Annotated in this window: 19 protein-coding genes and 4 pseudogenes; 12 read left to right on the top strand and 11 right to left on the bottom strand. The window is 56.4% G+C overall.

Annotation, left to right across the window (positions count from 1 at the left end; genetic code table 11):
• Positions 1 to 111: 111 nt before the first annotated feature.
• Genes E9531_RS14970 through E9531_RS14935 form a run of 8 tightly spaced genes read right to left on the bottom strand, consistent with a single transcriptional unit; the run spans position 112 to position 8,795 of the window.
• Positions 112 to 1,701, bottom strand: a complete 1,590-nt coding sequence (locus E9531_RS14970; protein ID WP_136574579.1) for an ABC transporter substrate-binding protein — start codon at positions 1,699 to 1,701, stop codon at positions 112 to 114.
• Between the two features lie 21 nt (positions 1,702 to 1,722).
• Positions 1,723 to 2,880, bottom strand: a complete 1,158-nt coding sequence (locus tag E9531_RS14965; RefSeq protein ID WP_136574578.1) for an alpha-hydroxy acid oxidase — start codon at positions 2,878 to 2,880, stop codon at positions 1,723 to 1,725.
• A gap of 29 nt (positions 2,881 to 2,909) precedes the next feature.
• Positions 2,910 to 4,079: an acyl-CoA dehydrogenase family protein gene (locus E9531_RS14960; RefSeq protein ID WP_136574577.1), complete on the bottom strand. Its 1,170-nt coding sequence runs from the start codon at positions 4,077 to 4,079 to the stop codon at positions 2,910 to 2,912.
• 10 nt (positions 4,080 to 4,089) lie between these two features.
• Positions 4,090 to 5,097 (bottom strand): ABC transporter ATP-binding protein, encoded by a 1,008-nt coding sequence (locus E9531_RS14955; RefSeq protein ID WP_136574576.1) that lies wholly within the window; start codon positions 5,095 to 5,097, stop codon positions 4,090 to 4,092.
• A complete protein-coding gene (locus E9531_RS14950; protein WP_136574575.1) occupies positions 5,094 to 6,146 on the bottom strand; it encodes an ABC transporter ATP-binding protein in 1,053 nt (350 codons plus the stop codon). Before E9531_RS14950 ends, E9531_RS14955 begins: the two co-directional genes overlap by 4 nt.
• On the bottom strand, positions 6,146 to 6,988 hold the full coding sequence (locus E9531_RS14945) for an ABC transporter permease (protein ID WP_136574574.1): 843 nt from the start codon (positions 6,986 to 6,988) through the stop codon (positions 6,146 to 6,148). Before E9531_RS14945 ends, E9531_RS14950 begins: the two co-directional genes overlap by 1 nt.
• Positions 6,985 to 7,974 carry an ABC transporter permease gene (locus tag E9531_RS14940; protein ID WP_136574573.1) on the bottom strand — a complete coding sequence of 330 codons (990 nt, stop codon included), beginning with the start codon at positions 7,972 to 7,974 and terminating at the stop codon, positions 6,985 to 6,987. The genes E9531_RS14945 and E9531_RS14940 overlap by 4 nt, the downstream gene beginning before the upstream one ends.
• 11 nt (positions 7,975 to 7,985) lie before the next feature.
• On the bottom strand, positions 7,986 to 8,795 hold the full coding sequence (locus tag E9531_RS14935) for an SDR family oxidoreductase (protein ID WP_136574572.1): 810 nt from the start codon (positions 8,793 to 8,795) through the stop codon (positions 7,986 to 7,988).
• 339 nt (positions 8,796 to 9,134) lie between these two features.
• On the opposite strand from E9531_RS14935, the gene E9531_RS14930 reads away from it, so the two are divergent.
• The 8 genes and pseudogenes from E9531_RS14930 to E9531_RS14895 form a co-directional block, all read left to right on the top strand.
• On the top strand, positions 9,135 to 10,058 hold the full coding sequence (locus E9531_RS14930) for a LysR substrate-binding domain-containing protein (RefSeq protein ID WP_136574571.1): 924 nt from the start codon (positions 9,135 to 9,137) through the stop codon (positions 10,056 to 10,058).
• A 116-nt stretch (positions 10,059 to 10,174) separates the two neighbouring features.
• A complete protein-coding gene (locus E9531_RS14925) occupies positions 10,175 to 11,797 on the top strand; it encodes an ABC transporter substrate-binding protein (protein ID WP_136574570.1) in 1,623 nt (540 codons plus the stop codon).
• A 175-nt stretch (positions 11,798 to 11,972) separates the two neighbouring features.
• Positions 11,973 to 12,758, top strand: coding sequence for a class II aldolase/adducin family protein (locus E9531_RS14920; protein WP_136574569.1), 786 nt, complete (start codon positions 11,973 to 11,975; stop codon positions 12,756 to 12,758).
• A 78-nt stretch (positions 12,759 to 12,836) separates the two neighbouring features.
• On the top strand, positions 12,837 to 13,499 hold the full coding sequence (locus tag E9531_RS14915) for an HD domain-containing protein (RefSeq protein ID WP_136574568.1): 663 nt from the start codon (positions 12,837 to 12,839) through the stop codon (positions 13,497 to 13,499).
• Positions 13,486 to 14,922 carry an MmgE/PrpD family protein gene (locus E9531_RS14910; protein WP_136574567.1) on the top strand — a complete coding sequence of 479 codons (1,437 nt, stop codon included), beginning with the start codon at positions 13,486 to 13,488 and terminating at the stop codon, positions 14,920 to 14,922. The genes E9531_RS14915 and E9531_RS14910 overlap by 14 nt, the downstream gene beginning before the upstream one ends.
• A complete protein-coding gene (locus E9531_RS14905) occupies positions 14,919 to 16,292 on the top strand; it encodes an LLM class flavin-dependent oxidoreductase (protein WP_136574566.1) in 1,374 nt (457 codons plus the stop codon). Before E9531_RS14910 ends, E9531_RS14905 begins: the two co-directional genes overlap by 4 nt.
• 238 nt (positions 16,293 to 16,530) lie before the next feature.
• Complete coding sequence (locus E9531_RS14900) at positions 16,531 to 17,649, top strand: porin (protein ID WP_136574565.1); 1,119 nt, start codon at positions 16,531 to 16,533, stop codon at positions 17,647 to 17,649.
• A 36-nt stretch (positions 17,650 to 17,685) separates the two neighbouring features.
• Positions 17,686 to 17,820 (top strand): annotated as a pseudogene (locus E9531_RS14895) (IS481 family transposase); the annotation flags it as partial.
• A gap of 54 nt (positions 17,821 to 17,874) precedes the next feature.
• On the opposite strand, the pseudogene E9531_RS17850 reads toward E9531_RS14895, so the two are convergent.
• A pseudogene (locus tag E9531_RS17850) lies at positions 17,875 to 18,315 on the bottom strand (IS5 family transposase); the annotation flags it as partial.
• Between E9531_RS17850 and E9531_RS14885 the strand changes: the two are divergent.
• The 4 genes and pseudogenes from E9531_RS14885 to E9531_RS17670 all read left to right on the top strand — a co-directional run.
• A pseudogene (locus tag E9531_RS14885) lies at positions 18,290 to 18,451 on the top strand (IS5/IS1182 family transposase); the annotation flags it as partial. The pseudogenes E9531_RS17850 and E9531_RS14885 sit on opposite strands and share 26 nt — an antisense overlap.
• A 21-nt stretch (positions 18,452 to 18,472) precedes the next feature.
• Positions 18,473 to 18,876, top strand: a pseudogene (locus E9531_RS17845) (IS3 family transposase); the annotation flags it as partial.
• Positions 18,877 to 19,077: 201 nt separating this feature from the next.
• Positions 19,078 to 19,242 (top strand): hypothetical protein, encoded by a 165-nt coding sequence (locus E9531_RS17530; protein ID WP_158291805.1) that lies wholly within the window; start codon positions 19,078 to 19,080, stop codon positions 19,240 to 19,242.
• Positions 19,243 to 19,575: 333 nt separating this feature from the next.
• Positions 19,576 to 20,007 carry a GntR family transcriptional regulator gene (locus E9531_RS17670; protein WP_211343456.1) on the top strand — a complete coding sequence of 144 codons (432 nt, stop codon included), beginning with the start codon at positions 19,576 to 19,578 and terminating at the stop codon, positions 20,005 to 20,007.
• Between the two features lie 43 nt (positions 20,008 to 20,050).
• Here E9531_RS17670 and E9531_RS14875 read toward each other — a convergent pair whose 3' ends face one another.
• On the bottom strand, positions 20,051 to 21,358 hold the full coding sequence (locus E9531_RS14875) for a CshA/CshB family fibrillar adhesin-related protein (protein ID WP_136574563.1): 1,308 nt from the start codon (positions 21,356 to 21,358) through the stop codon (positions 20,051 to 20,053).
• Between the two features lie 105 nt (positions 21,359 to 21,463).
• Positions 21,464 to 22,153, bottom strand: a complete 690-nt coding sequence (locus tag E9531_RS14870; protein ID WP_136574562.1) for a PfkB family carbohydrate kinase — start codon at positions 22,151 to 22,153, stop codon at positions 21,464 to 21,466.
• Positions 22,154 to 22,684 lie beyond the last annotated feature (531 nt).

Raw genomic sequence — 22,684 nt, 5'->3', positions numbered from 1 at the left:
GGTCATGGTTGAATGGGCGTGAACAGGGAAACCTCAGCCCACCAAGGGGCGTGAAGCAAGAAAAATAGATAGTCGAGAGAATGCGTTGGGCGGCGGTAATTGCCTATGCCATCACGGCGCTAACCAAGCATTGGTGTAAGCAGAGCGTGATCCATCAGGCCGCTCATCCAAACCGTGCAAGCGGGTGTTGTAGACCGTAAAGAAGGGCGCCTCCATCAAAGGAATCACCGGCAATTGCGACAACACATTGCGCTGCAAATCATGGAAATAGCCTGCTCGCTTGTCTGGATCGACTTCTTTTTGGTATTGCTCAACCAACCTATCGGTGGCGGGGTCGGAATAGCCAGAGGCACCGGAATACGGCACACCAGGCTGGGCGGCGGGCGTCCAAAACAGGCGGGTCAGCCCCATCTCTGGGTCCAACATCGTCGCGTAGGGCTGGAACAGGCTATCGAATTGGTAGTCGGTATACACGGTGCGCAAATAAGTGGCGACATCCGATGTGATGGGCTGCAGATCCACACCAACCCGCTTCAAATTCTGGCGCAACAACTCAGCCGCAAAAGGAAAGCGATCAGACGATGGCGAAAGGTTGATGGTGAGACTGAAGCGCACCCCATTCTCTTTGCGTGGGAAGCCAGCCTCGTCCAGCAACCGCTCGGCTTTCGCTGGGTCAAAGTCGTAACGTGGCAGTCCATCCTTGAGGTAATAGCGCGTGGCGTCTTGCGGGATGATGCTGTCGGCCGTTTGGCTCAGCCCGTAAAAAACCGTATCGACCAAGGCTTGCTTATCAAACGCATGGGCAAAGGCCTGCCGTACTTTCAAATGGGCCAATGGCCCTTTTCGGGTGTTGATTTCAAAATAGTAAATCTGCGCGTTGTAGGCGTAACCATTGGTGGTGACGCGAAGCGACTTGTTCTGCTTGATGCGCTCCACATCCGAGAAGGGGATTCCCGAGAATGGCACGACATGCACCTCCCCCGTCTCCAATGCCGCCTCACGCGCAGCGGCATCCGGAATCGTGCGGAAAATCACCCGATCCAGATACGGCTTGCCAGTCTCCCAATAATCGGGGTTGCGTTCGAGCTCAATGTATTGGCCCTTCTCCCACTTCTTGAACCGAAAGGGCCCTGTGCCCACGGGTTTGCTGTTGTAGGGGTTGGTGCGCACATCCGTTCCGGCATACAAATGCGCGGGGAAAATTTGCGATTCCGCCGCATTCAACGCGCTCAAAATCACCAATGCTGGACGCTCCAACCGAAAGATGGCGGTATGTGCATCGGGCGTTTCAACATCCAGCAAAGGCGCAAACGTCACACGCCCACGTGAATGCAGTTTCTTCCAAATGTTCAAAGCGCTGTATTTCACATCCTCGGATGTGAAAGGCTGGCCATCGTGCCACTTCACATCTTTGCGCAAATGGAAGGTCAAACTCAAACCGTCTGGAGCCAGCTCCCACGATTCGGCCAATACCGGTTTGGGCTGCTGGTCATCGCCATACACAAACAGCGATTCGAAGACGTTCGACGACACCGTCGAGTTGGCATATTGGGCGTGGTAGCTGACATTGAGAACCGTCGGTTCAGGATGCAAGGCCACATACAGCGTGCCGCCACGTTGCGGCTCCTGTGCCACCACCGCATGGCTGAATGCAGCCAGCGCCAACGCAGCCGCCAAACGGTACAAATAATTCAATGTCATAACGTGTCCTATGGTTTCAATTTAGAGCTCGAAATGGGGAAAGCCATGGCCGCTGCGGCTCGCATCGGCCAGTAAAGGAAAGGCACTGTTCCATCCGCTGGGGACATGGCCAAAACCAACTGGCAGCCCTTGCAGTGGCGCTAGGCGCCGCACATGGTCAGGGGTCAAATCGCTAAAAGTTCGACACCCCAGCAAGGACAGTGAGATGTGAATCTCCCGCTCCAACAGCGCCAAAACGCGTGCGACTCCAGCAGCGCCCGCTGCCGCCAAGCCCCAGGCATACAAGCGACCGAGCCCCACGGCACTCGCGCCCAGCGCCAGCGCTTTCAGTACATCGGTGCCGCGATAAAAGCCCCCATCGACCAGAACCTCAGCGCGCCCACCCACAACCTCCACAATCTCTGGCAACAACTCAGCCGTCCCCAACGCATGGTCGAGCTGTCGCCCTCCGTGGTTAGAAAGGTAGACCGCATCCACCCCTAGTGCGCAGGCATGCTGTGCGTCATGCGGGGACCCAATGCCCTTAAGAATCAAGGGCAAGTTACAACGCGCACGCAACCATTCAATGCGCTGCCAAGTCAGCCCTGCCCGGTGCGGACGGGTGGTGGCATCACGTCGGCGCGAGTCACTGCCGCGCAACACAATCTCACGCTCCCGATGGCCATATACGGCGGAGTCCACCGTCACCGCCAACCCCGTATACCCGTTAGCAACTACGCGCCCCAACACCTCGTCAAGCCATGTATCGTCACCATCAACATACAGCTGGTAATAGCGCACCGCGTCAGGCGCAGCCGCAGCGACCGTCTCAAGCTCCTCAGGCTCGCTTGAGCTGACCCCAAATGCCACACCGTGCTGTGCTGCTGCCAAAGCCATGGCAGTCACGCCTTCCGGGTGCAAGCGCCGCAATGACCCAATACCGGCTAAAAAAACCGGCAATGCAGTGGCATGCCCCATCCAACGACCCGACACATCCACATCTGTCATGTCCTGCAGTACACGGGGCACCAATCCCAACGCATCCAGCGCTTGGCGGTTGCGACGCAAAGTGCTCTCTGTTTCTGCCCCTCCACTCAAATGCGCCCACGTAGTCGCAGGCAAACGTGCATGCGCTTGCCGCACCGCATCTTGCAGTGTGGCAAACGGCCAATCCCTGTTCAGTGGCTCATTCACAACCATGTTGTTCACCTGTGCGAGGGGTTAAACCATCAAAGACGAGCAGTCACATCGTAGGCTTGTCCCAGGTGGAACTTGCCAATCGTTGCAGCGGTCTTGTCGATGTTTTCATGCAGGGTTTGCACACGCAAATCGCGCACGATGCGGGAGATCGGGGTGTCCGTCGCAAAAGCGGTGGAGCCAGCAATTTGCGCCCCTTTGGTTGCCACTTGCTCGGCCACCTCTAAAGCTTGGTATTTGGCATTCATGGCAAAACGCTCAGCCACTTCGACTGGGGCATTGCGCCACAACCATGCACCTTTGTAGAGCATCAAACGGGCAGCATCAATCGCAATGCGGATTTGGCCTAAACGCAGCTGGGCATAGCTGTCCCCAGCGGTGCCACGCTTGGGCAAATAATCGACCAAGAACTCAAAAATCCCTTCCGATGCACCTACATACTGCGCGGCAAAGCTCAAATGCGATTTGGCCTGCCACTTGCCTTTTGGCACCGTGCCTGGTGCGCCCACCACGTTGTGATCGGGCACAAAGCATTCCGTCAGTTTGACGTGCGGGCTGAAGGCGCCACGCATTCCCAATGGGTCCCACGAACCTTCCACAATCTCCAGCCCTTCGGCCCCTTGTGGAATGGCCACCCCCAAATGCCCCTCGGGGTTCCCTTCTTGGCCTTCAATAATGGCGTACAGAATATTGAAGCTCACCACATCGGCGATGGTGGCGTAGTTCTTCACCCCATTGAGAACATAGCCCCCATCCACACGACGGGCCGAGGTTTGTAGGTTGTACAAGCCGCGTGCCGTGCGCCCTGGTTCACTGCCTGTGGAGTTGAGCAAGGCGGCTTCCTCCACCACGGGTTTGATGATGCGTTCGAGCTGGTCCTCGTTCGCCAGAATCTCCATTCGGTGCGTGGCATTGAAGTGAATGTGCAGGCATTGCGCAGTCGACAGGCAATAGCGTGCCGTTTGCTCCACGGCCAGCAATGAAATCAATGGGTCCGTGCCTGCGGCACCGCCGCCCAGGCCCCCTCGTTCCACACTCACGGTTGCGGGGGTGACCTTGGCGTCTTGCAACGCTTTGAGGTTCTCTACCGGGGTACGGGCTTCTTGGGCTGTTTGCGCCGCACGGGGGGCAAACACACTGCGTCCCAGCTCCCCCACAAGGTCATAGATGCGTTGCTGCTCAGGTGTGAAGTTAAAGTTCATTTTGAGGTTCTCAATGCGTCGTCAATGGACGTTCTAGGTTCAAGAAAACAGGCTGCGGTTGTTCTACAGCCGTGGGGAAATGGCAAGCCACTTGGTGCCCTGGCGCAATGCGCTCAAGCTTGGGCGCTTGCGTGCTGCACACGGCTTGCGCTTTCGGGCAACGGCCATGAAAGCGACAGCCTTCTGGCGGTGCATAGGGGTCAGGCAATTCGCCTGACAAAATGGGTTTGTTTTCAATCCGGTGGTTGTGCGGATCGGTTTGAGGGACAGCCGCAATCAAGGCCTGTGTGTAAGGGTGGGCCGGTGCATTCCACAGCGCTGCAGCGATGGCGTATTCCACAATCTGCCCCAGGTACATCACGGCAATTCGATCGGCCAGATACTTGACCACCGAAAGGTCATGGCTGACAAACAGATAGGACACGCCCCGCTCTTGCTGCAAGCGCGAAAGCAGATTCAAAATCTGCGCTTGCAATGACACATCCAATGCGGACACGGGTTCATCGCAAACAATCAACGCAGGCTCCAGCGCCAGTGCACGGGCAATCGCAATGCGTTGGCGCTGGCCACCAGAAAATTCATGAGGGAAGCGGTCGTACGCACTGGCGTGCAGCCCCACTTGCTCCATCAGTGCCAATACCGCCTGCTTGCGCTCAGAGCGATGGCCCACGCGATGCAAAGCCAACGGCTCGGCAATCAAATCGCCAACCCGTTGACGGCCATCAAGCGAATCAGACGGGTTTTGAAACACCATCTGGAACTGCTTGCGATATGGCCGCAGCCGAGCAGGTTTGAGGTGGGTAATGTCATGGCCATTCAAACGAATGTGCCCCGCCTCAGGCTCGACCAATCGCATAATGGCTTTGGCCAAGGACGATTTTCCACAGCCCGACTCCCCCACCAGCCCGAGAGTCTCCCCCACAGCCAAGTCCAGATTCACCCCATCCACAGCATGCAGCAAGCCACGCCGGGTGCGATAACGCACACGCAAATCGCGCACTTCAAGGAGTTTGCTCATGCGGCCAACTCCTGCAAATAGTGGTGTGGCGCTTTCTCATGCGCAACTGCTGCAGCAGGCTGCATGGCATCCCAGCACGCCACCAAAGCACCAGCGCCGCGCGCATCAGAAGGTACAAAAGTCAACGGGGGGCTTTGGGCCCGGCAATGGTCCGTCGCCAAGTGGCAACGTGTGGCAAACGTACAGCCTTGGGCCGCGATTGCATGCAATGGCGGCACCATGCCGGGGATTTCTGGCAACAGCGGCCGCGGTCTAGGCCAATCCAAGTCCATACGGGGCCGCGCCCCCATGAGCTTACGGGTATAGGGGTGCTGGGGCTGGTCAAACAGATGCCGCACCGGCTGCTCTTCCACCTTGCGCCCGGCGTACATGATCATGACGCGATCGGCAGTTTCAGCCACCACGCCCAAGTCGTGTGTAATCAGAAGAAGCCCCATGCCCAACTCGCGCTGCAAGCGCTTGAGCAACGCGAGGATTTGCGCTTGAATGGTCACATCCAATGCCGTGGTCGGTTCATCTGCAATCAAGATTTTGGGCTGCGCGGCCAAGGCCATTGCAATAGCGGCACGTTGGCGCATTCCGCCAGAAAACCGGTGCGGATACTCAGCCATGCGGTGTCCGGGCTCGGGAATGCTGACCAACTCCAACAACTCCGTTGCACGCTGCCAAGCCACCCGATGGCTGACCGATTCATGCATGCGGATGGCCTCCACGATTTGCTCGCCCACCGTCAAGACGGGATTGAACGATGCACTAGGGTCTTGAAACACGGTCGCAATTTGGCGCCCACGGACGTGACGCATCTGGCGTTCAGGCAAACCCAACAACTCCCGAGACTGCAAGTGGACCTGCCCCTCGACCTGTGTGGTACTGGCAGGCAACAAGCGTGTCAGCGCCATTGCCGCCACGGACTTGCCGCACCCTGACTCACCCACGATCGCCAAGGTCTCACGCTCTTGCAGTTGAAATGACACACCATCGACTGCAGTGACAAAGCCACGTCCAGCGCGAAAGCGCACCCGAAGATTCGATACATCCAATAGCGCCATCACCGCACCTCACTTTTGGGGTTCAACACATCGTTGAGGCCATTGCCCAACAGCATGAAAGCCATCACACTGGCAACAATGGCCAGGCCTGGAATCAAGGTCATATACCAAGCCGTGCGCAAGACCGAACGCCCTGCGCCGACCATGCCACCCCAGGACATCACGCTGGGATCGCCCAAGCCCAAGAACGACAAGGAGGCTTCGGCCAGGATGGCTTGTGCAATCAAGACGGAGCAGGCAATCACTGCCGGCGACATCGTGTGCGGTAAGACGTAGCGCAAGATGATGCGCAGGTGCCCCATGCCAAACGTCGTCGCGGCATGAACAAAGTCGAGCTGGCGCACCCGCAACGCTTCAGCGCGCACGAGCCGGGCCATCGTGGGCCATGAAGTCAACCCCAAGGCCAGCACCACACTACCGGTGGAAGGCCCCAACACCACGACCATGGCGATGGTGAGCAACAGGCGCGGCATCGTGAGGAAAATCTCCGTGAAGCGCATGAGCAGGTCATCCACCCAGCCGCCAAAGTAGCCCGCAGTCGCCCCGATCAAAATGCCCAGCACGGCAGAGATCAATGTGGACAAGACACCCACCAGCAAAGAGATACGCGCAGCATGCATCGTCGCAGCGGTTAAATCACGCCCCAACATATCTGTGCCGAGTGGAAACCTAGGGTCGCTGCCTGGCCATACATTGGCGCGCCCAACCATGTTGCGCGGATCATCGGGATAGACAAACCCCGCCAGAACTGCACACGCCACAATCACCCCAAACAAGGTCACCCCCACGAGCAAGGCATGCGAACCGGCCACGCGCCGGAGAATCAATTGAAAGCGGTTCATTTGGCCACCTCAATGCGCGGATCGATCAGGACATAAATCAGATCCACCACCAAATTGGTAATCACCACCAAGGCGGAGCTGCACAGGAAAATTCCCAACAACAGGTTTAAATCTCGCGCCAGCACGGCGTCATAAGCCAAACGCCCAATGCCAGGCCAACTGAATACGGTCTCAATCACAACCGTGCCGCCAAGAATTCCGCCAATCTCAACGCCTGTGAGCGTGACAATCGGCAGCAAGGCATTGCGCAAAATATGACGAAACAAAATACGTCTCTCGCCCACCCCTTTGGCGCGGGCTGTGCGCACAAAATCGTGTCCATACACTTCCAACATGGCCGAACGCGTGGTGCGCACGTAAATGGACATGTAGAAAAAGCCTAGCGACAAGCCCGGCAAAACCACATGGCGCGCCACATCGCGGGCGTAGTCGAACCAGCCGGCGTACTCACGCCCCACGGTAGACATGCCCCCGACTGAAAACCAGCGCAAGTGGATGGAGAACACCACAATCAGCATCAGCCCCACCCAAAACATGGGCGTGGCAAATCCAATACTGGAAATGGTCGAGATCGCCGTGTCCAACCAAGTGCCACGGTACTTCGCCGCCAGGACCCCCAACAACACGCCAAACACCGCAGCAAATGCCGTGCTAAACAGTGCCAATGTCAATGTGGCAGGCACCCGATCCAAGATCAGTTGCGCAATCGGCTCGTTCTCACGGTGTGAGTAGCCCAAATCCAAACGCGCAAGATTGCGCAGGTAATTGAAAAATTGCTGATGCGCAGGTACATCCAAACCGTACAACTGACGCAACTCGTCCATGTACTCCTGCGTACTGGCGCCCGACTCAGCAGCCACCACATCGGCCATATCGCCAGGGGCCACCTGCAGCAACACAAACGACAACAGCACAATCAAAAGGCAAGTGGGTACCGCTTGTGCCAGGCGCTTTAAGAGATAAGAGACCGTCGGATGAATCGTCATACACGCCCCCCTTAAACCACAGCCTTGTAGCCACCATCAACCGACAAAAAACTGCCGGTGGTGTAGCTCGCTCTGGCACTGGCCAAAAAAACCACCGCATGCGCAACCTCTTCGGGCGTGCCGAACCGTTGCATCGGTGTTTGTGCCTGCAAAGCCGCTTGCGCCTCTGCATGGGAGATGCTTTGTCGTGACGCCTCTTGCGCAATGGCTTGGGGTAAACGGTCTGTAGCTATATGCCCAGGGTTGACCGCGTTAATACGAATACCGTATTGGGCATAGTGGCGCCCCAGCCCCACCGTCGCCAGCAACAGGCCGGCATTAGCCGCGCCCCCGGGCAGGTGAGACGCACTGGGAATTTTCCCCCCCACGCCAACCACATTCACCACAGCCCCTAAACGTCCCGCTTGACCCGATTGGGCCGCAGCGACCATCCCTGGCAAAACGGCATCCAGCATATTGACGTAGGGGGTGAATTTGGCCTGCAAACCGGCATTCCAACTGGCCCAATCCAAAGCCTCCACCGGGGTCCGCTTGGCCGCACCCGCACTATTGACCAGCACCTCCACACGCCCCCATTGCTGCGTGACCTGCTGCACCACTTGCTGCGCGACATGCGGTTGACTCAAATCAGCCGCAATCGCTGACACACGCCCACTCCCCCATGTTTGCAGCTCGTGTACTGCCACATCCAACCCTGCTTGACCGCGCGCCACCAAGGCCACTTTGGCCCCCTCTTGCAAGAACGCCTTTGCACATGCCTTGCCCAGACCTTTGCTGCCACCAGTAACGATGACAACCGCATCCTGCAAATCTAAATCCATAACCACTCCAAATAGCCTCGCCATGCATTCGTTGACGAACGCGCAACAATGTTTAAGAGTGGCGAATATTAATTTCTAAAATAAAAAATCAAAGTATTAGTTTCTTATTAAAAAATTCATATAACTTATAAACAAAAATCAAATAAGATAAATTGAATTATGAGTCATTATTTTTATAAAATAATATTGAATTATTTGCATATGCAATAAAACAAAAGAATTCTTTATATGCTCATGAGAAATTCGTATTTCACAGGAAAAAACCCGTTGATACCATCATGCTCCCCTGATGGCCTATACAGCCAGATCCCTTGGCTTCTTCTCCCCGACCACTGAATCATGAACTTTCAGCAATTACGTTCTGTACGCGAAACCATTCGCTGCAACTTCAACCTGACAGAGGTGGCCAACACGCTCTACACGTCTCAGCCAGGCGTGTCTCGACACATTCGCGAATTAGAGGAAGAGCTGGGCGTTGAAATTTTTGAACGGCATGGCAAACGGCTCATCGGTTTGACCGACATTGGCCATCAAGTGGCGCGGTATGTGGAACGCACTCTGCGTGAAGCGCAAAACATCACCACCGCCTCCAACAACTACACCGCGCGGGACAGTGGCACCTTGACCATTGCAACCACCCACACACAAGCGCGCTATGCCCTGCCCAAGGTCGTGCTGGAATTTCGCAAACGCTTTCCCAACGTGACCTTGGCCTTACAACAAGGCTCGCCCCGGCAGATTGTGGAAGCGCTGCGTGAGGGCCGTGCAGACATTGGTTTTGCTTCTGAGGCGCTGCACAGGCAAACCGATTTTGTGCACTTTTCTGCCTACACATGGCTGCACCGCGTCATCACGCCTCTTGGACACCCCTTAACCCAGCTGGAGCACCCCACCCTGGCGGATTTGGCCCAATATCCGATCATCACGTATGAACAAGGTTTCACCGGTAGACACCGTGTGGATGAAGCGTTCTACAAAGAAGGACTAACGCCACAGGTCATCATGACGGCCATTGATGCAGACACCATCAAAACCTATGTGCAATTGGGTATTGGAATTGGCTTGGTGGCAGAGCACGCCTATGACCCCATCAAAGACGATGGCCTGCACTGCTTTACCCAAACCCAATTGATTGCCCCCAACACAGCCACGCTGGCTGTGCGCGAAGGCGTCTACCTGCGCGATTATGGCGTGGCCTTTATTAAGGCCGTAGCACCACAAATAAGCACACAAGAAATACTTGAGAGAATTGGCAGAAGCTAGCAATTAATAATCATAAAGAAAAAATCAATTTTCCTTATCTGAATTTAATCGTTCCGCACTCAATATCAAGCCTTTTAAACTCCAGCATCGTCTATCTGATACTGGATTTAAAAGCCATGAAGTCAATTACAACTTGGAAAAAAATCGCCTTAAACAGCCTACTCGCTTTAGGGCTTACAGGAACTGCTGCGGGCACAACGGCCGCCACCAATAACAACCCGACTCAACCCCAATCGGGCGGCACCTTAATTGCCGCACTACAACCTGAGCCGCGCCAGCTCAATACCGCGTTTGATAACCAATATGCGAATGCAGTCGTCTCCTCCAATATTTTTGAAGGTTTGCTGACCTACGATGCCGACTTCAAACCGCAACCGGGTTTAGCGCAAGCATGGTCGGTGTCGGAAGATGGGAAAACCATCACCTTCAAGCTGCGCCAAAACGTGCGCTGGCACGATGGTCAAGCCTTCACATCCAACGATGTGAAATTCAGCGTACTGGAGTTGTGGAAGAAACTGCATGCGCGTGGGCGCATCACATTTGCAGCGGTGCAAGACGTGTTGACCCCTGATGCCCACACCGTTGTGTTCGTGCTCGACAAGCCCAACCCAGCCATTCTCAGCGCATTGAATTCAGCTGAATCGCAAGTGTTGCCAGCGCATGTCTATGCAGGGGAAGAAGACATTCGCAAAAGTCCCAAAAACAACACACCGATTGGGACGGGTCCCTTCAAATTCCAACAATGGGACAAAGGCCAATCCATCACCTTGGTGCGCAACGAGGATTACTGGGACAAAGGCAAACCGTATCTTGACCGCGTGATCTTCCGCTCCATCGCGGATGCAGCTGCCCGTTCTGCCGCCTTGGAAACCGGTGAAGTGCAGTATTTGCCCTACAGCGGTGTTCCGTTCTCAGACGTCGAACGGCTGCGCAAAGACCCCCACTTGAAATTTGAGACCCGTGGCTACTCCTTCCACTCCCAAGTGTATTTCTTGGAATACAACCTGCGCCGCCCCCAACTGAGTGACAAACGCGTGCGCCAAGCCATTGCATTGGCCTTCAGCCGCCAAGCCTTGGCCGACACGGTGTGGTATGGCTTGGCAACACCGGCCTACAGCCCCATTCCCGCCAGCGTTCCAGCATTTCATAACGCCAATGTCCCGCGCTATGACTTAGACATTGACCGTGCCAATGCGTTGCTGGATGAAGCCGGATTTCCCCGCGGCGCCAACGGCACACGCTTTGCCATCAACATTGATGTACCCCCCACCAATGACCGTTATCCACTGGCAGCGGAATACATCCGTCAGTCCCTCTCCAAAGTGGGGATCGACGTCAAAATCATCCAAGTCGATCAGGCCTCGTATCTGAGCAAAGTGTTTGGTAACTACGACTTTGATCTGCAAATTTTGGGGTATTCCATTTTCCAAGACCCCCAGCTCGGCCTCACCCGTGTGGTGTGGTCCAAAGCCGCTAAACCCGGCATTTCTTACGTGAATGCTTCCGGCTACGCCAGCCCACAAGCCGATGCGCTGATTGAGGCGTACCAAGAAGAAAACGATCCGAAGAAGCGCCAAGAGCAATTTCTTCAATTGCAGTCTATTTTGGTGGAAGACCTGCCTGTTCTACCCCTGCTGGAGGCCCCGTTCTTCTCCTTCTACCGAGACACGGTACACGGCCTGAGCACCGCACCGGATGGCGTGTTGTCTTCATTGAAAAACGTTTGGATTGCGCCGTAATCCAGCACTTGGTCCTCTCTGCCCCTCACGGCTTTTTACGCAACGCACTCTTTCTCGCCGGAACTGGCGCACATCCCGCATAGAAGGGACTGCCCCTGCAGATGCTGCGGCATTTGCGGAGGCCGCGCTTTCTGTGCGCGGGATAGCGCTGCTATTCCAACGCTTTTTGATCACCATGACCACCACCACCTCTGCCCCCTCCTCTCCACCCCCATACGAACCTGGGGAATGGGAAGCCCGACTGGACTTAGCAGCCGCCTACCGGCTGGCCGCACAAAACGGCTGGCAGGACATGCTCGGCACGCATTTCTCGCTGCGTCTGCCGCAGAACCCTCACCACTACCTCATCAACCCCTATGGGCTGTTATTTGAAGAAGTCACCGCCAGTTCACTACTGAAGATCGACCTCAACGGTCAACTCATTCATGGCGGCAGTTTGAACTTCCTGTTCAACCCCGCCGCAGATGAAATTCATGGGGCAGTGCTGTCAAGCCGTCCTGACATCCACGCCATCATGCACCTGCACTCAGTCGCGGGAACAGGGGTGTCAGCGCAGCAAGAAGGATTGCTGCCGATCTCTCAAAACGCGCTCAATATCTTGCACCGCGTGCGCTACTACGACTATGGCGGCGCAGGTCTGGATACGGATGAGCGCGCCCGGCTAGTCGACTCCTTAGGGGATGGCAGTGTGCTGTTCATGCGCAACCACGGCACCCTCACGGCAGGCCGCACGATTGGCGAAGCGTTTGCCCTCTTGCACCGGTTAGAGCGCGCCTGCCAGATTCAATTGGCCGCACAAGCCGGTGGACAGCTGCATACCGTTGCGGCAGCCGTCGTCGAAAAACAAATCGAACGCTCCAAACGCATCTACACCGACCAACATTGGTCCCCAGGCGCCAAGCACGAATGGGCGGCACTGCGCCGCAAAGTCGCACGCGACCACCCCGATTTCGCCCTTTAAACACCCACACACCGTATGCAGCGTGGCGGCCCTGCCCGACCACCACTCGCTTTGTTTCTTCTCGATTGGATTGTTCGCATGTCTGTCGCCCAGTTCCGCCACATGAAAGACAGTACCCAGCACGACTGGGACATCATTCAGCAACACCGCGCACCGTACCGGGAGCAGTTGCCTGACCGCCTTCTTCAACACCTCAAGCTACTGGCTGGATTTGGCGATACAGAAGGCTTTCCCATTGACCGGCTAGAGCATTCATTGCAAACAGCCACCCTTGCTGTAGAAGATGGGCGCGATGACGAATATGTCATCTGCGCGCTGTTGCACGACATCGGCGATACCTTGGGTTGCTACAACCATGCCGATGTCGCAGCTTCCATCTTGAAGCCCTTTGTCTCACCGGAAAACCACTGGATGGTGCAGCACCACGGCATTTTTCAAGGGTATTACTTTTGGGAGTTTCGCGGGCGCGACAAGAACGCACGGGACAAATTTCTTGATCACCCGTGGTATGCCAAAACCGCCGAATTCGTGGAGAAATACGATGGCGCCGCGTTCGATCCGGCACGCAAAAGTTTGCCATTGACGTACTTTGAACCATTGCTGCATTCGGTTTTCTCAAAACCCCAATGGGGCTTATTCGCCGCAAAAAATGCCCAGACGCCTGCCCAGGCGAACAGCAGCGATCCCGTTGCATCCGCCCCGTCACTGATTCAAGCCCCAAGCCATCATGCGGATCGTTGAGCCCCGAATCCCCCTTTCCAGCGACCGCAGCACCACGCAAATTGCACAGTGGTTGCAGCAATTGGAACTGGCAGAGATCCCCCACCACGTGCGCCAATACGCGCGCACCAGCTTGTTGGATGTCTTGGCAGTCGCCTGGGCGGCAGGCCACAGCGAAGGCGTGCCGGCATTACAGCGTGTGATTCAATCTTCCCCCATCCCAACGGATGGGGTGCATGCGCACGCCCCTCAGCCTGGTCATGCATCCCTCTGGGGAACGGCGCTGCAAGCGCCTGCGGCAGAGGCCGCATTTCACAACTCAGCACGGGCAGCCGCGCTGGACTTTGACACCGTGCACGAAACTGGCGGCGTCCATGCTGACATCGTCATTGCTCCCGTCGTTTTAGCGATTGGCCAAAGCGTCGGCGCCTCCGGCGCAGAAGTCCTCACCGCGCATATCGCTGCGACGGAAGTTCTCTTGCGTCTCGGGCGGGCCACACAAACCTCCTCGGGTTGGTTTCGCACCTCCATTTATGGGGTATTTGGTGCAGCGGCAGCGGCTGCCCGCCTATTACAGCTCACCCCTGAGCAAACCAGCAATGCACTCGGTATCGCCTTGTCCCTAGCGGCAGGCACCCAACAAGCAAGTGAAGAAAAAACCCTGACCAAGCGTTTGCAAGCCGCTTTTGCCGCCCAAGCAGGGATTTCAGCCGCCCGCTTAGCCCAACAAGGCTTCACCGGCCCGGCGCATCCGTTCGATGGCCATTTTGGTTTGTTCGCCCTGTACGACCAAGCCGACCCGTCTCGCGCATTTCATGATCTTGGCGAAACCTACTTGTTGCCAGACACCCGTTTCAAGCTGTACCCCACCTGCGCCTGCTCACACGCGGCCATTCAAGCGGCCATTGCGCTGTACCAACAGCATGCACTGCCTCTCACACACATTCACAGTGGCGAGATCGTCATCACCCCCTACATGAACCGCATGACTGGAGCACCATTCGTCCCCCAAGGCAATACCGAAGTCTTGGCGCAATTCAACGTGCGGTATGCCGTTGCCACCGCACTGCGCTTTGGCGTATTCAGTGTGCATCACCTCCAGCCGAAGGCTGTTCTCGATCCTGACACCACCGCCTTGGCACAACGCCTCGTCATCACTGTATTGCCTGATGCGCTCACCCGTTTCGCTCCGGCAACCGTCCATATACGCGATGCAGCAGGCAACACCTACAGCGCCCACACAACAGCCCAACCAGGCACCATCGACAACCCTATTGCACCGGCCTGGCTCGACGCAAAAGCGGACAGCGCGTTTGGATACGGACCTGATGCACTCTCGCCAGCCGCAACGCAAGCGCTGCGCCAACGCATTGCGACGCTGGAAACCAGCGCCAGCATTCGCGCCCTATTCAGCAACCTTGCCACTCTTCATCCCACACCATGAGCACCGTACGCCCTCCCATTAAGCTGGGACTTTTTCTCTACCGGTCTGGCCACCATATTGCCGCCTGGTTAGATCCACGCTCCAACATCAACGCGACCAGCAACTTTGCGCACTATGCCCAACTCACCCAGTTGGCAGAACGTGCTTGCTTTGACTTGGTCTTTTTTGCCGATAGCCTGGCTGTGCGCTTTGGCGCGGATGCCGACGCCGACAGTCGCATCGCCACACGCTCGACCCTGCTAGAGCCCTTGTCTGTATTGCCTGCGCTGGCGGCCATCACCAGCCACATTGGCTTAGTGGCCACCGCGACGACCACATACAACCACCCCTTTCATCTGGCACGGCGGCTTGCCACGATTGACCACATCAGCCAAGGGCGCGTAGGTTGGAATCTCGTCACTTCCAACAACGAAGCCGAAGCCGCCAACTTCGGCTTGAAAGACCATCCTCGCCACGCCGAGCGATACGCCCGTGCAGGCGAGTTTGTCGAAGTACTCAAAGGACTCTGGGACAGCTGGGATGACGATGCCGTTCTGCGCAACAGAGACACTGGCATCTACTTTGATCCCCAGAAAGTGCATCCCCTTCACCATGATGGAGAGCACTTTCAAGTGCGTGGCCCCTTGAATGTAGAGCGCTCGCCACAGGGCTATCCGGTACTCGTGCAAGCAGGCGCCTCCGACGACGGTCGCCACCTCGCTGCACGCCACTCTGAGGTGGTCTTTACCGCCCACTCCACATTGGCCAATGCCCAGGCCTTTTATGCCGACCTGAAAAACCGTGCAGCAGCACTAGGCCGCGATCCGCACAGCCTCATCATCATGCCCGGCCTCTCATTCACCGTAGCACCCAGCCGGGCGCAAGCCGAAGACAAGGCCGCAGCACTGAATGCCCATCTCTCGCCGGAAGTCGGGCTCTCTTTACTCTCCGCAATGGCCGGTGGCGTGGACTTGCACTCCTACCCCATTGACGGCCCATTGCCTGAGTTGCCCTTGACCAATGCAGGCCAAGGCAGACAACACCTAGTCATCGACATGGCACGCCGCGAAGGCCTCAGCATTCGCCAGCTGTACGAACGCATTGCTGCTGGCCGTGGGCATGCCAGTGTCGTTGGCACCCCTGCCGAAGTGGCTGACCATATTGAAGAGTGGCACCAAAGCCAGGCCGCTGATGGGTTCAACATCTTGCCCCCCGCATTGCCCGGTGATTTTGCAGATTTTGTGGAGCTGGTGATCCCCGAGTTACGCCGCCGTGGGCTTTTCCGCTCCGCCTATGAAGCCAATACCCTGCGCGGCCACCTCGGTCTGAGCCGCCCCGCACCTGGGCAACACCACCGACATGCCACAGCGGCAGGGCACGCTGCCCCATGAACCTGCAACACACCCCTGTTTTGCAGCACCGATGTTGATGGCCTCGCCCTTCAACAAAGGCATCTCGCAAACGGCATCAGCACCGTGGCTTTTTCTTAAGCCATGACCTTCACCGCTTACATGGCTTAGGCCATTTAAGCAGCTGACCTCATCACGCTCTCTGCGCTATTTCATCGCAGTGCAATCGCTGCGCAGGCCCAACCTGCGCCCCATTTTTCTCACTCCTACGAAAGATCGTATGTTTTATAAAAAACCCATTTCCTCTGCATCCTTAACCGTCTTAGCCAGCATCGCCGCTGCTTTGAGTAGCATGCCCGCCGCAGCCCAGTCCGATGTCGCGCTTTATGGCGTACTGGATGCAGGCCTCTTCAGCACCGATATCAAATCCGCCGGCAACAGTACCAAAACCACAGGTCTCGTCAGTGGTGGGCAAGCCGCTTCTCGCTGGGGCTTGCGTGGCACTGAAACCATTTCCCCCAACCTCAAAGCAAAGTTTGAATTTGAAAGCGGCATCAACATCACCAATGGCAGCGCCCTCAACAACGGCCGTGCATTCGGCCGCAGCGCATGGGTGGCATTAGCCGGCTCATGGGGGGAAGTGCGCTTAGGCCGCCAGCCCAACACCACTTCAGACTATTTTGGCAACACCACCACAAGCCCATTTGGCAACTCCTTCTCGCAAGCAGGCATTGGTAAGTCAGGGTTTCGTGCCGCGAATGCCGTACGTCAAGACCGGGTTGTGAAATACATTTCACCTCAAGGGCAATCATTCAACTTTGGGGCCAGTTACTCCTTCAATGCCAAAGGCGATGAGCAAGCATCGAGCAGCAACAACACCCGCGCCTATAGCCTGGCGGCACGCTACCGTAGCGATTTGATTAGCATTGCCGCCACTTATGACCGCGTATTGCCCGCAAACAGTGACACCAACGCCCAAAACCGCGAGCCCTCTGCCATTCAAATTGGGGGCAACCTGCACTTCAAACCAGTACGCATTTATGCTGCCTGGACTACACAGAAAAATGGTTGGGTCAAACAAGCAGAAGGGGCTCCCACTGGCTCCAACAGCTTGGGGGCCAGCGGTTACTTTGATGGCAAAGTCGATGCTTGGCTATTAGGTGCCCAATACACCCTCAATAAACAAAAGATCTTCGGCACATTCCAATATGTTGACCCTAGCAAAAAGGCCTTCGCCAACGGAGAATCCGTCAATGTATTCAGCCTTGGCTACACCTACGACCTGTCCAAACGGACAAGTTTCTACGCTTTAGCAAGCTACTTTGATGGTGACCTGTACACCTTCCAAACCCAAAGCCATAGCCGGCAACTGGGCGCTGGTGTCTTGCATCGTTTCTGAGAACTGATGTTGCCCCTGTATTTGACTGACGTCCTCCCAATGAAAATTAGCAAGCTGCTGACCGACAATGGCAAAGAATTCACAGACTAGCTGTTTGCTACGCGTGAGCGCCAAGCCACAGGCCATCATGAGTTTGACATGCTATGCAAAGATTTGGGTATTGAGCATCAAGGCTTTGTTGCATAAATAAACCGATGGTCGAGCTTGCCCAAAGCCCAGACGCAGTTATCCCACGGCGACCGTTCTGGGGCAGCCCAATTGGGTGAATCGATTCAAGATGGCCGCTCGCACATTGAGCTCCACGACCTGTCTCTCAAAGGTCTTGGCCTTGACTTTTTCTCCGAGCTTTTAAAAGCAATTCATCTTCGCTTCCACCAAGGATCTGCGGTGGTAGCCGCTCCACTCTTTCCAGGTATCACGTCCGAAACGACGGCATGCTGCGATGGAGTCATTGCGTGCTGAAAAGGCGGCTCCTTTGCGTATCTGAGCCCGCTTACGTGGTGGGATGATTGGCATGATGCCCCGCTTATGGCAGGCCTCATTAACGGTCTTTGTGTCGTAGGCTCCATCGCCTGTCAGGGATGCTATTGGCTCATCAATGGGAATCTGTTCGTGCATCTCTGGCACAACTGGAGAGTCGCCGACATCGTTGGTGGTGACAAAGATGCATTACTTCAAGAGGCTTGGAGAGAAGGTGATGGCACGCATGTTTGAGAGACAGGTCACGGAGTTGAATGTGCGTGCATCTATTCTCAATCGGTTCACCGAACTTGGCCGCCCTAACACGGTGGCTGTGGGATAGCTGCGTTTGAGGTCAGGGGAACTTCACGCTAAGTTGGATTTATGCAAAAAAGCCGGCTGGCGCCAGAAGTCCCACATGCAAACCCGCTTAGTTAAAAATGCGCTGGCAATGGCTTGGTGGCGAAGGCGAACCAGGAGTTACCTTCCACAGCGACAGAGGCAGCCAATACTGCCCATGAATTCCAAGCCGCGTTAGCCAAGTGGGGTAAGTTCGTCTATGAGCCGCAAAGGCAGCTGTGGGGACAACTCACGACAGCTTGTGTACACAGGCAGCACTTCGCTACTCGGGAGCAAGCAAGGCAAGTCATCATGAACTGGATAGCCTTCAACAATTACCGCTGATTGCATTAAAGCTTGAGTTACCTTAGTCCGATCCAATACGAGAAACGCTGCTGGTACGAGGCACAGCGAAAAAAGGTTGCGTAAACAGGGGGCTAAGAATTCCACAAAACAGGGGCAACATTAGTCAGGATGTCAACAATCATCGTTATAGTTATCGATGATACACACGCAGCCCGATCAGCATGCGCGCCCAACCTGGGTTTACAAAACTGGCACCATTACCATGCTTAACTATATGTGGTTAATTTCCTGTCCGTTGCGTGCCCGAGCACGAAAATTGTCTGCATGAGCAGACTAGCGCAGATGAACACCCCGCACCTCACCGAAGTCGCCTCAGACCTTACCTATACGGTGGATCAGTTCAAGGGTTGGTGGTTACACAGCGGCCATATCCTATTGGCTCGCGTCGAATGCTTGCCTCTAGCAGGCTTAGTCGACGAAATGCTCTAGCGGGGGAGATCGACATGCCGACCCCTCTCTTGCTACCGACGAATATCCAAGACATGCAACTTTCGGACGAGCAGCGCGAGCCGTTCTACGTGCAGTTGCAGAACCAGTTGCAGACCACTGATCACCAGTGGAGCCCTCAGCGAAGGCAGCGACCTCGTCGACGCGCTCAAGGTCAGTCGCACCACCGTCAAGCGCGCCTACGACGTGCTGCGCGAGGCAGACATGATCACCAGTGGCCATGGGCGTGGTGGCACCATGGTCAAACGCACACCGCACGTCAGCCCAGTTATGTCACGTCTCAAAGGCTTCACCGAGGAAATGTAGGAGCAAGGTATGGACCCCTCTACCCAACTGCAGGGACTTCAGGTAGTGCATGAGCGCACCATTGCCAGTATTTTCACCCGCCCCTCGCATGCACCGCTGCTGCACGTACGCCGCCTGCGCCTGGGCAACGACGTACCCATGTCGCACGAACTGGCGTGGTACGACCTCACCTTTGCTCCCCAGCTTGAAGACTGGAATGGCGAAGGCTCCATCTACGCCTGGCTTCGCGAGCGTTGCGGCATCCAGATGGTCGGAGCCGAGCAAAGCATCGAGGCTGTCATGAGCAGCCCGCAGGAGATGGAGCCATTCGGCTTCAATGTCCCCATGCCCTGCCTGCTCATCAAGCGCAAAAGCCAAGACGCAGATGGTCGCCTGATCGAATACGTGGAAGGCACCTTTCGGGGCAATGCCTATGCCTATCGGATCAATCTGACTCGATAAGCATCCAATCAGCCACCTGCGCTTGACTAGCTAGCGCAAGCAACTATCTTTTACGATCCGAGTGCAACGCACGTCGCCCACCCAGCAGACCCAGCGCTATGACCAGTAGACCCAGCGCCCAAGGCGCATCGGCGGGTACGGGCTTAACGCTGGCGGTACTGCCGCTGAAAGCCCGCGTGGCGACTTGGGTCAGAGGGCCTGGCGTCAACCAGCCGGGTGCGCCGGCATCTACCCCCACTTGCACCTGCACGCCAGCATCTGGGCCCGGGGTGGGGGTGAGGGTGCAAGTGGCGCTTTCCTGCAGAGGTGCAAAACTCACGCTGGTGCATCCGGTAAAGCGGTCAGCGTCACCATTGAGCACTAGCGACAAGGTGTAGGCCGACTGCGGCGGGTTGGTAACGCTGATGGTGCAAGTTGCGCTTGCGCCTGCTTCGAGTATCCAGGGAGCACACTGCACGTAGGCCTCGGGGATCAACGGGATCACCGCGAACGCGACCGCCTGATTGTTACCGCTCTGCGTGTACAGGGATGCGTGCACTTCGGTCGGATTGAGCGTAGGGAACACCCATGCACTGGCTCGGTAGTCAGCTTCAGCCAGCGGCAAGTTAGGGTCTGCAAAAGAAACGAGTCGACTGGAAAGCCCCACCGTATCACCCATCATGCTGTGCTGCACCGTGGCCGGCTGGTTTCCCCAAACGGGTGTTATCTGCACGGCTGCGGATGCATCCCAAGCTTCACCGTTGGTCACGAAGCTCAGTCCCTCGCTCTCTGTGGAAGACAGCGGCACGGTCTCGCCTGCATCGGCGGCCACAAGGTGAAACTGAAGTTGATGCCCCGCCGCATTGCGCAGCGCGAGCTCGCTCAGGTTGAGAGTTGCCGTACCGTGCTCGCTAACTAGGGCAGGCTGGCGTGTACTCACATAGGGGGCATACAGCACTTCGCCCAGCGCCGAACCGCGGTGGAAATCAGGCGCGACAGCCGGGTTGACCGGCAAAGCGCTGGTGCGCAGCGTTCCTGCTGTATCCGGCAGAGCTACTAGCATCGCAGGGCGTAACAGATTGAGCGACAACGTCGCCTGCACACCAGAGGCAGATGTAACGGCAAACTCGAAATCCTGCCCCGCCGTGCTTTGCACCTGCGCCAGATCCAGTGGAGCAAAATCCAGCCAACGAGCCTCATCCATGAGGAAAGGTCCGCCGGGCATAGGAGCGGCCTGATAAGCGTCTGCCGCCGTGGCCTGCGCCTGGGCAGCCCAGGGGAGACAAATACCGAAAAAAAATAGAACGGCTAACGCAGCAAACCTGCGTCGGGCAGCACAGCCAAAGGAAACACTGAAAGCAGGATGGCGCATGGGTTACTCCAAATTTTTTAGATGCCAATAAAATGCCAAAAAGATTTTTGGATTCTAAGTTGAAATCCAAAAAAATCTAAAAAATCACCCAAAATTATTGAAAATTTAGTTAAACACCATCCATTCGCGATGGCTTAACCTTGTTTTACTTTCAACCCATCGCACCCCTGACACGCCATTGCAGGTCGAATATCCATATTGCAGCAGCGCATCCAAGTCAGTGCAGTGTGGCAGCGCGTCCAGAATGCCGTTGCGGCTGGCAGTCAACGCGCCACAAGCATTGGCTGCGCGCAACGCCTGAACCATAGTTTCGCCGCGCAGCAGCGCTGCAGCCTCGCTGCGGTTGAACACGAGGATGCTAGCCGTCATCAGCAGTTCGTCGCAGTCGCCATCCGGCCAGGGCGAGGGGTTGAGCACTGTAGCGGCGCCGCTCACTTGAGCCATGCGCAGCAGGTCGGCTACTAGCGACAGGGGAGCTTCGCACTGCGCATAGACCGCAGTGGCCCGCCTAATGCAGGGTGCGGCAAGACGCAGTTCGCGCGCACCCAACATGGCATTGGCGCCGGGGTGAACGGTGACAATGGTCTTGCCCTGCGCACCAATCAACCCACAACCCTGGCCGGAATGCGCCCCCAGACGGGGGACATGGACGGTGCCCAGTCCTTCGCAGGTCAGTCGTTTCAGCAAGGCATCACCCGTCGCGTCGTTACCCACGGCCATGAGCAAGTCAACCGGAGCGCCCAACCGATGCGCCCCCAACGCCACGGCCAGCCCCTTACCCGCGCATTCGCGCACGTAACATGTTGGCTCTCATCACGTCCCGGCAGCCGGGGCACGCTCCAGCAATGGGCTTCGACGAAACTGCCGATGACAAACAACCGACGCTGGGGCGAATCAGGAAAATATGGCATGGAAAAAGAATACCAAATAGAACCAAAACCTGAGTAACTGAATGCACGGCATCAGTCTCTCTCAAAAAGAGCGCGATTGGCAATTTTGCATGAGAGGGGCTTTGTTGCACAAATGCCCGAAGTTGAGCGGTAGGATTGCAACATGAGTGAATAAACCTAGGGAAACTCTGCAAAAGCCTAAAAATCAACAAAGCAACGATCAATGTGGCTTGTTGTAAAGCCTATTTCGCGCAAATGCGGCTCTTCCAAATGCCGCATTTGCGGCATTTGGTCCTGCTGGGTCGCATCGCAGACGCACTCATGCCTGAAACTGCGGCAAAGCTCGCCGCACCATCCACAAATTGGCCAGCGCAAACATCGTCTGCAGCTTGTTGTCGTTCTTGAATCGCACCGGTATCCGTGGAGGCTGAATCTC

The sequence above is a fragment of the Lampropedia puyangensis genome, from assembly GCF_004833285.1.
In the GTDB taxonomy this organism is placed as follows: domain Bacteria; phylum Pseudomonadota; class Gammaproteobacteria; order Burkholderiales; family Burkholderiaceae_C; genus Lampropedia; species Lampropedia puyangensis.
The sequence above is the reverse complement of the archived record's forward strand: the minus strand, read 5'-3'. Positions and strand labels throughout refer to the sequence as shown.

Excerpts from the sequence above, each read along its gene's own strand:
- E9531_RS14915 (WP_136574568.1), top strand. The coding sequence starts at position 12,837 with ATGTCTGTCGCCCAGTTCCGCCACATGAAAGACAGTACCCAGCACGAC.
- E9531_RS17670 (WP_211343456.1), top strand. The coding sequence starts at position 19,576 with ATGGACCCCTCTACCCAACTGCAGGGACTTCAGGTAGTGCATGAGCGC.
- E9531_RS17530 (WP_158291805.1), top strand. The coding sequence starts at position 19,078 with ATGAGCAGACTAGCGCAGATGAACACCCCGCACCTCACCGAAGTCGCC.
- E9531_RS14945 (WP_136574574.1), bottom strand. The coding sequence starts at position 6,988 with ATGAACCGCTTTCAATTGATTCTCCGGCGCGTGGCCGGTTCGCATGCC.
- E9531_RS14905 (WP_136574566.1), top strand. The coding sequence starts at position 14,919 with ATGAGCACCGTACGCCCTCCCATTAAGCTGGGACTTTTTCTCTACCGG.
- E9531_RS14910 (WP_136574567.1), top strand. The coding sequence starts at position 13,486 with ATGCGGATCGTTGAGCCCCGAATCCCCCTTTCCAGCGACCGCAGCACC.
- E9531_RS14950 (WP_136574575.1), bottom strand. The coding sequence starts at position 6,146 with ATGGCGCTATTGGATGTATCGAATCTTCGGGTGCGCTTTCGCGCTGGA.
- E9531_RS14940 (WP_136574573.1), bottom strand. The coding sequence starts at position 7,974 with ATGACGATTCATCCGACGGTCTCTTATCTCTTAAAGCGCCTGGCACAA.
- E9531_RS14875 (WP_136574563.1), bottom strand. The coding sequence starts at position 21,358 with ATGCGCCATCCTGCTTTCAGTGTTTCCTTTGGCTGTGCTGCCCGACGC.
- E9531_RS14920 (WP_136574569.1), top strand. The coding sequence starts at position 11,973 with ATGACCACCACCACCTCTGCCCCCTCCTCTCCACCCCCATACGAACCT.
- E9531_RS14925 (WP_136574570.1), top strand. The coding sequence starts at position 10,175 with ATGAAGTCAATTACAACTTGGAAAAAAATCGCCTTAAACAGCCTACTC.
- E9531_RS14935 (WP_136574572.1), bottom strand. The coding sequence starts at position 8,795 with ATGGATTTAGATTTGCAGGATGCGGTTGTCATCGTTACTGGTGGCAGC.
- E9531_RS14965 (WP_136574578.1), bottom strand. The coding sequence starts at position 2,880 with ATGGTTGTGAATGAGCCACTGAACAGGGATTGGCCGTTTGCCACACTG.
- E9531_RS14970 (WP_136574579.1), bottom strand. The coding sequence starts at position 1,701 with ATGACATTGAATTATTTGTACCGTTTGGCGGCTGCGTTGGCGCTGGCT.
- E9531_RS14955 (WP_136574576.1), bottom strand. The coding sequence starts at position 5,097 with ATGAGCAAACTCCTTGAAGTGCGCGATTTGCGTGTGCGTTATCGCACC.
- E9531_RS14900 (WP_136574565.1), top strand. The coding sequence starts at position 16,531 with ATGTTTTATAAAAAACCCATTTCCTCTGCATCCTTAACCGTCTTAGCC.
- E9531_RS14930 (WP_136574571.1), top strand. The coding sequence starts at position 9,135 with ATGAACTTTCAGCAATTACGTTCTGTACGCGAAACCATTCGCTGCAAC.
- E9531_RS14960 (WP_136574577.1), bottom strand. The coding sequence starts at position 4,079 with ATGAACTTTAACTTCACACCTGAGCAGCAACGCATCTATGACCTTGTG.